The sequence below is a fragment of the Pseudomonas sp. SDO5271_S396 genome, from assembly GCF_054071795.1.
This window is the reverse complement of record NZ_JBSVWB010000054.1, coordinates 34,409-41,230: the sequence shown is the minus strand read 5'-3', so window position 1 is coordinate 41,230 and position 6,822 is coordinate 34,409. Positions and strand designations below refer to the sequence as shown.

The following is a 6,822-nucleotide window of genomic DNA, read 5'->3' as shown; positions in this document are numbered from 1 at the left end:
CGCCGGAAGTGGGGCGAATTATAGACAGATAAAATTCGCCGTCAACACTTAATTTGAGTTTTCTATCAGCCCGCCTGAATTCTCTAAACACCCCACCTCATATAAAGCCTCAGTGGAATAATTGAGCAGTATATTGCTCACACCTAAACAGTTAAGCATCATAGCGTCCTCTGCTTCTCTACTATGACCCCCGGACAAATACTCAATGACCACCCCACCCCGCAGCCTGGCCACGGTATTCTTTCCTGTAGGCCTGCTGTTGATCGCCATGGCCTCCATCCAGTCCGGCGCATCACTGGCAAAAAGCATGTTTCCTATCGCTGGTGCCCAAGGCACCACTGCACTACGCCTCATCTTCGCCAGTGTCATCATGCTGCTTCTATTGCGTCCATGGCGCGCCAGGCTCACCGCCAAGTCTCTGCGCACCGTGGTGGTCTACGGGTTAGCGCTCGGCGGCATGAACCTTCTCTTCTATATGTCACTGCGCAGCGTTCCGCTGGGTATTGCCGTTGCCTTGGAATTTACCGGCCCGTTGGCCGTAGCGATCTATTCGTCAAGGCGTGCGATAGACTTCCTATGGATCGGCCTCGCAATCATCGGCCTCCTTCTGCTCATCCCAATAGGACAAGCCAGCAATGGGATCGATCTGGTCGGCGCAGCCTACGCACTCGGCGCCGGCGTCTGCTGGGCGCTCTATATTCTGTTCGGCCAGAAGGCCGGGAATGACAACGGCGTACAAACCGCCGCCCTCGGCGTAATGATTGCTGCGCTATTTGTGGCGCCCATCGGCATCATTCATGCCGGTACCGCGCTATTGACCCCCGCCTTGATCCCCCTCGCGATCGGCGTCGCCATCCTGTCTACCGCATTGCCTTACACCCTGGAAATGGTCGCGCTCACCCGCCTCCCCGCCCGCACATTCGGCACACTTATGAGCATCGAGCCGGCATTCGGTGCGTTATCTGGATTGTTATTCCTTCACGAGCACTTGTCCCTCGCTCAATGGCTGGCCATCACCTGCATCATCCTGGCCTCTGTCGGTGCCACGCTGACGATGCGCAAGGACTCAACGCCGCCGGTTGCAGCCGATTGACCGATCTTTGCAGGTAGCTCTGGCATTTACCGCTCATTTAAGCCATGTTTAGGTCGTAAACGAATGCCATTCATGGAGAATTTCGACAAGGACAGCGCGAACGCTACACTCGAGAGCGAGTAGAGCCTGCTTCCAGCATGGTTGCGAAGCGGCTATTAAGGATAGGAATGAAGCGAATTTTGATACTGTTGATGGTCATGGCCATCGCTGGCTGCGCCGCGACCACCAAAACAGAAGTGAAACGGGGTAAAAAAGGGCTGCACATCAACTGTTCCGGCCTGTCTTCTTCCTGGGACCAGTGCTACACCAGTGCAACCAACTCATGCGGCGCCAAGGGTTATCGGGTCATCGCCAAGTCCGGTGACAATTCAGAAGAACCCGGGGACTACCCTTTCGGTCTCAACCCTGCCGGCTATACCAGCCGCAGTATGATCGTCATCTGCAAGTAACAGTCCGAGCAGCCACCAGGCTGCTCCCATTAAATTCCCGCGACAGACCCAACCCTTCACGACGCTGCGGCTAAACTCCTGCTCGACACATGAGCCCGTGGAGTTCCCATGACACCCAACAAGAAGGTCGTATTGGTCGTAGGCGCCGGAGACGCAACCGGCGGTGCCATTGCCAAGCGCTTCGCCCGCGAAGGTTATGTCGCCTGTGTAACCCGTCGCAGCGCCGAAAAACTGCAACCTCTGGTCGACAGTATTCATGCGGCAGGCGGGGAAGCGCATGGCTTTGCCAGCGACGCGCGAAAAGAAGAAGACGTCATCGCCCTGATCGAACAGATTGAAACCGAACTTGGCCCCATTGAAGCCTTCGTTTTCAACATCGGGGCCAACGTGCCTTGCAGCATCCTTGAAGAGACCGCCCGCAAGTATTTCAAGATCTGGGAAATGGCCTGTTTTTCCGGTTTCCTGAATGCGCGCGAAGTGGCCAAGCGCATGGTCACCCGTAATCGCGGCACCATTCTTTTTACCGGTGCGACCGCAGGCTTGCGCGGAGGCGCCGGCTTCGCTGCATTCGCGGGCGCCAAACACGGTATTCGGGCGCTCGCTCAAAGCATGGCCCGTGAGCTCGGCCCCAGAAATATCCATGTCGCCCATATCGTGGTCGACGGGGCAATCGACACCGAATTCATTCGCGACAACTTCCCGCAGAAATATGCCCTCAAAGACCAGGACGGCATTCTCGACCCCATGCATATCGCCGAGAACTACTGGTACCTGCACAGCCAGCCACGGGACGCCTGGACCTTTGAACTGGACCTGCGCCCCTGGAATGAACCCTGGTAAGCCCTCCCATAACAATAAACAGCGAGCAGCGACCATGAGTAAAACCCTGGAGTTCTTCTTCGACCTTGGCAGCCCTGCCACTTATCTGGCCCACACCCAACTACCGTCTCTGTGCGCCGAAACCGGTGCCCGGCTGATATACCAGCCGATGCTGCTGGGCGGGGTCTTCAAAGCCACCGGCAACGCGTCCCCCATCACCATCCCCGCCAAGGGCCGTTACATGTTCGACGACCTGGCGCGCTACGCACAACGCTACAACGTCCCCCTCAAGTTCAGCCCGCACTTCCCCATCAATACGCTGATGCTGATGCGCGCCGTTACCGGCATGCAATTGCACCGGCCCGAACGTTTCCACGAGTTTGTCGACTGCCTGTTCCACGCCCTCTGGGTCGCAGGCCGCGACCTGGGGGACCTGACCGTCGTGGCGGCAGTGCTGACCGCGCATGGTTTTGATCCCGAAGAAATCCTCGCCCTGGCCAACGATGAGGCCGTCAAGACCGCCCTCAAGGACAAGACCGAACAAGCCGTACAACGCGGCGTATTCGGCGCGCCCAGCCTGTTTGTAGGCGATCGGCTGTTCTTTGGTCAGGACCGTCTGGAGTTTGTGCGCGAAGCACTGCGTTAAATCTCGATCGCCAAACGCCCCTGCGCGCCACTTGCCAGTAAGTCGTAGGCGGCATTTACCGTGTGCAGGTCGAAACGGCGGGGGTCCAGGATGGGCTTGAGCTTGCCGGCATCGATCAAACCGGCGGCCTTGGCAAGAATCTCGCCGTGGTGCTCACGCCCCTTGCCCGTCAACAGCGGCAACAACGTAAAGACGCCCGAGTAAGTCGCACCACGGAACGACAACGGTGCCAAGCTGTGCTGGCCCCAACCCAGGCAACTCACGACATGGCCGACATACGTTCTGGCCGCGCGAAAAGACGCATCCAGGCTCTCCCCACCCACCGTGTCATACACGATGTCAAACCCTTCGCCAGCAGTGTATTGCTCCACGTAAGCCTCCACCGTCTGTTGCTGGTAATCGATAAACGTGGCTCCCAGGCCCTCGATAACAGCGCGGTGCCTGGCGGAACCTGTCGCAAAGACCTCTGCACCATGGGCAATCGCCAGTTGCACCGCAACATGTCCCACCCCGCCCGCGCCGCCCTGGATCAAGACCTTGTGCCCTGCGCCTACCCGGGCACGGTCCACCAGCCCTTCCCATGCGGTAATCAGCACCAACGGCAGCACCGCCGCTTCGCGCATGCTCAAGGTCTCCGGCTTTTTGGCCAGCAGACGCGCGTCGACCGCAGCGTATTCAGCCAGCGAGCCCTGTGCACCACCGATCCCTGTTGCCAGCGCGTAGACTTCATCACCCACACGCCATTCACCGACGCCATTCACCGACGCTACCGTGCCCGCCAGGTCCATGCCGATCACGGCCGGCAAGGGCTGTCGGGCATGGGCGGCCTGACCTGCGCGAATTTTCCCATCCAGCGGGTTAAGGCCGCTGGCACGAATCCTCACCAACACCTGCCCTTCGCCCGCCACCGGCTTGGCCATCGTCGTCAATCGGAACGGCGCATCGACCGTGTCCACTACCAGCGCCTGCATTTCAGTTGTATCAGTCATGTCGATGATCTCGGGTGTTTAGGGAATGTGGCCATCATCCCCGCGCTTCTCCATGCCGATAAGGCACTAAAAAGCTATAGTGCCCATGCGCATATGGCATGAATCGGACACCCCATGGACAAACTCAACGCAATGGCGATTTTCGTTCGAGTCATCGAACGCGGCAGTTTTTCCGCCGTCGCCCGGGAACTGCACACCACCCAGCCGACCATCAGCAAAATCCTGCGCGCCCTGGAAACCGAACTGGGTGGCAAGCTGATTTCCCGCAGCACACGCCAACTGTCTCTCACTGATGAGGGGCAGCGGTACTACAACCATTGCCGGAAAATCCTAGCCGCCGTAGACGCTGCCGAGCACAGCTTCCAGACCGGCAAAGAGACCATTGCGGGCCCTTTGCGTATCGGCTCTTCCGTCAGCTTCGGTCGCCTGCACATTGCAGCACGCCTTGCGGGCTTCCTGCAGCGCTACCCCGACGTACAGGTCGACCTTCAACTCAGCGATCAATTGCAAGATCTGGTCAGCGAAGGGCTGGACGTGACCCTGCGCATCGGCGAACTGCGCGACAGCAGCCTGATCGCCCGGCAAATCGGCACCACCCATCGCATCACCGTCGCCAGCCCGGCTTATCTCGCCAGGCACCCTGCCCCGCAAACCCCGCAGGACCTGACGCAGCACAATTGCCTGCTGTTCAGCCTGTTGAGCAGCCAGAACCAATGGATCTACCAGAAAGAAGGGATACAGCAAGCGGTGCGCATCACCGGCAACGCCCAGAGCAATAACTCCGAGGCGGTGCGAGAGATGGTGTTGACCGGGCTCGGCATTGCGCTGTCGCCCCTCTGGCTGTTCTACGATGATTTGAAGGCCGGCCGCGTGGTCGCGCTGCTGCCGGACTACACCCCATCGTCACTGCCGATCCACGCGGTGTTGGCAGCCAATCGGCGCCAGTCGGCCCGGGTCAAGGCGTTTGTCGACTACATGGCCGACGCCCTGGCCCTGGCCCCCGAGCTACAACCGATCAGATAGCTGCGGTACGCACCTGCAGCCACTCCAGCGCAGCACCACTCACCAACGGACTCAGGCGCTCACGCACCTCGGCGTGGTAGGCGTTGAACCACTCACGCTCATCCGCCGTCAGCAGCGACGGCACCAGGCAGCGGGTATCAATCGGGCAGAGCGTCAGGGTTTCGAACTTGAGAAACTCGCCGAACTCGGTCTTGCCCGCCTCACGGTTCAACACCAGGTTTTCGATACGCACGCCCCAGCGGCCCGGACGGTACGTACCGGGTTCAATCGAAGTGATCATGCCCGGCTGCATCGCGGTTTGCGGCGTGGTGGCCGCTTGGTAGGCGATGACCTGCGGCCCCTCATGCACATTGAGGAAATAACCGACACCGTGACCTGTACCGTGGCCGTAGTCCACGCCTTCAGCCCAGATCGGCGCACGCGCAATCGAGTCCAGCAGCGGCGACAGAATGCCCTTGGGAAACTGCGCGCGGGACAAGGCAATCACGCCTTTGAGCACCCGCGTGCAATCACGCTTCTGCTCATCGCTCGGCGTACCGATCGGCACCATGCGCGTGATGTCCGTGGTACCGCCCAGGTACTGACCACCCGAGTCGATCAGCAACAGGCCATCGCCTTCGATCAGCGCATGTTCTTCTTCGGTGGCGCGGTAATGCGGCATTGCTCCATTGGCGTTGAACCCGGCAATGGTATTGAAGCTCAACGACACATACCCCGGGCGACGCATCCGCGCGGCCGTCAGGTGTTCATCGATCGTCAGCTCGGTGATGCGCTCGCGCCCCAGCGCACTGTCCAGCCAGGCGAAAAATTCGCACAGTGCCGCGCCGTCCTGCTCCATGGCCAGACGGATATGCTCCGCATCGGCCAGGCTCTTGCGCGACTTGGCCAAGGTAGTCGGGTTCAACCCTTCGACCAGCTTGACGCCCGCATCGAGGTTTTCCAGCAACCCGGCGGTCACCCGCGCCGGGTCAACCTGCAGGCTGGCGCCCGCGGGTACCGCACGCAGCCCATCGGCCACTTCACTGTAGTCGCGCAGGGTCACGCCATCCTGCGCCAGCACGGCCCGCAATTCGGCGTCGACCTTACTCAGCGCCACGAACAGCGTGGCCTGCTGCTGGCTGATCAGGGCAAACGAGACAAACACCGGGTTGAACGAAACATCCCCGCCACGCAGGTTGAACAGCCAGGCGATGTCATCCAGGGTAGCGATGAAATGCCAGTCGGCACCCTTCTCTTTCAGGCTGGCGCGCAACGCGGCGAGTTTGTCGCCACGACTGAGCGTGGCCTGCGGCGGCAAATGTTGATAGATCGGCTGATCCGGCAGGCTCGGGCGGTCCTTCCAGACTTCATTCAACAGGTCGATGTCGGTACGCAAGCGCGCACCGCGCTCGGCCAGCTTGCTGCCCAAGGTACGCGCCGAGGCCACGGCCATGACCGCACCGTCCACCGCCACCACACCGCCTTCGGGGGTTTGCTCGGCCAGCCACTCCAGGGGCCCGGGTTGACCAGGCTGCAGTTTCACCAGTTCGATGCCACTGCCCTTGAGTTCCTTCGTCGCCTGCTCCCAGTAACGACTGTCGGCCCAGACACCGGCGAAATCCGCAGTGACAATCAACGTGCCGACCGAGCCATGAAAACCCGACAACCATTGACGGCCCTGCCAGTAACCCGGCAGGTATTCAGACAAATGCGGGTCAGCCGACGGCACCAGCAGGGCGTGAATGCCCTCGCGGCTCATCAGCTCACGGGTATGCGCCAGGCGCTGGGGGACCGTTCCATGGGTCAAAGGCTGCGTACTCATTG

Annotated in this window: 7 protein-coding genes; 5 read left to right on the top strand and 2 right to left on the bottom strand. The window is 60.4% G+C overall.

What is annotated here, in order from left to right:
- Nucleotides 1-205 precede the first annotated feature (205 nt).
- The 4 genes from rhtA to ACW9IN_RS26010 all read left to right on the top strand — a co-directional run bounded on the left by rhtA (nucleotide 206) and on the right by ACW9IN_RS26010 (nucleotide 3,007).
- Nucleotides 206-1,093: a threonine/homoserine exporter RhtA gene (gene rhtA, locus ACW9IN_RS26025; protein WP_457368535.1), complete on the top strand. Its 888-nt coding sequence runs from the start codon at nucleotides 206-208 to the stop codon at nucleotides 1,091-1,093.
- Nucleotides 1,094-1,260: 167 nt separating this feature from the next.
- Nucleotides 1,261-1,542: a hypothetical protein gene (locus tag ACW9IN_RS26020; protein ID WP_016980214.1), complete on the top strand. Its 282-nt coding sequence runs from the start codon at nucleotides 1,261-1,263 to the stop codon at nucleotides 1,540-1,542.
- 108 nt (nucleotides 1,543-1,650) lie between these two features.
- Nucleotides 1,651-2,382 (top strand): SDR family oxidoreductase, encoded by a 732-nt coding sequence (locus tag ACW9IN_RS26015; protein ID WP_457368534.1) that lies wholly within the window; start codon nucleotides 1,651-1,653, stop codon nucleotides 2,380-2,382.
- Between the two features lie 34 nt (nucleotides 2,383-2,416).
- Nucleotides 2,417-3,007 (top strand): 2-hydroxychromene-2-carboxylate isomerase, encoded by a 591-nt coding sequence (locus ACW9IN_RS26010; RefSeq protein WP_457368533.1) that lies wholly within the window; start codon nucleotides 2,417-2,419, stop codon nucleotides 3,005-3,007.
- On the opposite strand, the gene ACW9IN_RS26005 is transcribed toward ACW9IN_RS26010, so the two are convergent.
- Nucleotides 3,004-3,996: a zinc-dependent alcohol dehydrogenase family protein gene (locus ACW9IN_RS26005; RefSeq protein WP_457368532.1), complete on the bottom strand. Its 993-nt coding sequence runs from the start codon at nucleotides 3,994-3,996 to the stop codon at nucleotides 3,004-3,006. The two genes, ACW9IN_RS26010 and ACW9IN_RS26005, sit on opposite strands and share 4 nt — an antisense overlap.
- Before the next feature lie 114 nt (nucleotides 3,997-4,110).
- On the opposite strand from ACW9IN_RS26005, the gene ACW9IN_RS26000 reads away from it, so the two are divergent.
- Nucleotides 4,111-5,019 (top strand): LysR family transcriptional regulator, encoded by a 909-nt coding sequence (locus ACW9IN_RS26000; RefSeq protein WP_457368531.1) that lies wholly within the window; start codon nucleotides 4,111-4,113, stop codon nucleotides 5,017-5,019.
- Here the strand turns inward: ACW9IN_RS26000 and ACW9IN_RS25995 are convergent.
- Nucleotides 5,012-6,820 carry an aminopeptidase P family protein gene (locus tag ACW9IN_RS25995; protein ID WP_457368530.1) on the bottom strand — a complete coding sequence of 603 codons (1,809 nt, stop codon included), beginning with the start codon at nucleotides 6,818-6,820 and terminating at the stop codon, nucleotides 5,012-5,014. The genes ACW9IN_RS26000 and ACW9IN_RS25995 overlap by 8 nt on opposite strands.
- Between the last annotated feature and the right edge of the window lie 2 nt (nucleotides 6,821-6,822).

What these genes read in the sequence shown, in the direction of transcription:
- rhtA (WP_457368535.1), top strand. Translation starts at nt 206, where the DNA reads ATGACCACCCCACCCCGCAGCCTGGCCACGGTATTCTTTCCTGTAGGC.
- ACW9IN_RS26020 (WP_016980214.1), top strand. Translation starts at nt 1,261, where the DNA reads ATGAAGCGAATTTTGATACTGTTGATGGTCATGGCCATCGCTGGCTGC.
- ACW9IN_RS26015 (WP_457368534.1), top strand. Translation starts at nt 1,651, where the DNA reads ATGACACCCAACAAGAAGGTCGTATTGGTCGTAGGCGCCGGAGACGCA.
- ACW9IN_RS26010 (WP_457368533.1), top strand. Translation starts at nt 2,417, where the DNA reads ATGAGTAAAACCCTGGAGTTCTTCTTCGACCTTGGCAGCCCTGCCACT.
- ACW9IN_RS26005 (WP_457368532.1), bottom strand. Translation starts at nt 3,996, where the DNA reads ATGACTGATACAACTGAAATGCAGGCGCTGGTAGTGGACACGGTCGAT.
- ACW9IN_RS26000 (WP_457368531.1), top strand. Translation starts at nt 4,111, where the DNA reads ATGGACAAACTCAACGCAATGGCGATTTTCGTTCGAGTCATCGAACGC.
- ACW9IN_RS25995 (WP_457368530.1), bottom strand. Translation starts at nt 6,820, where the DNA reads ATGAGTACGCAGCCTTTGACCCATGGAACGGTCCCCCAGCGCCTGGCG.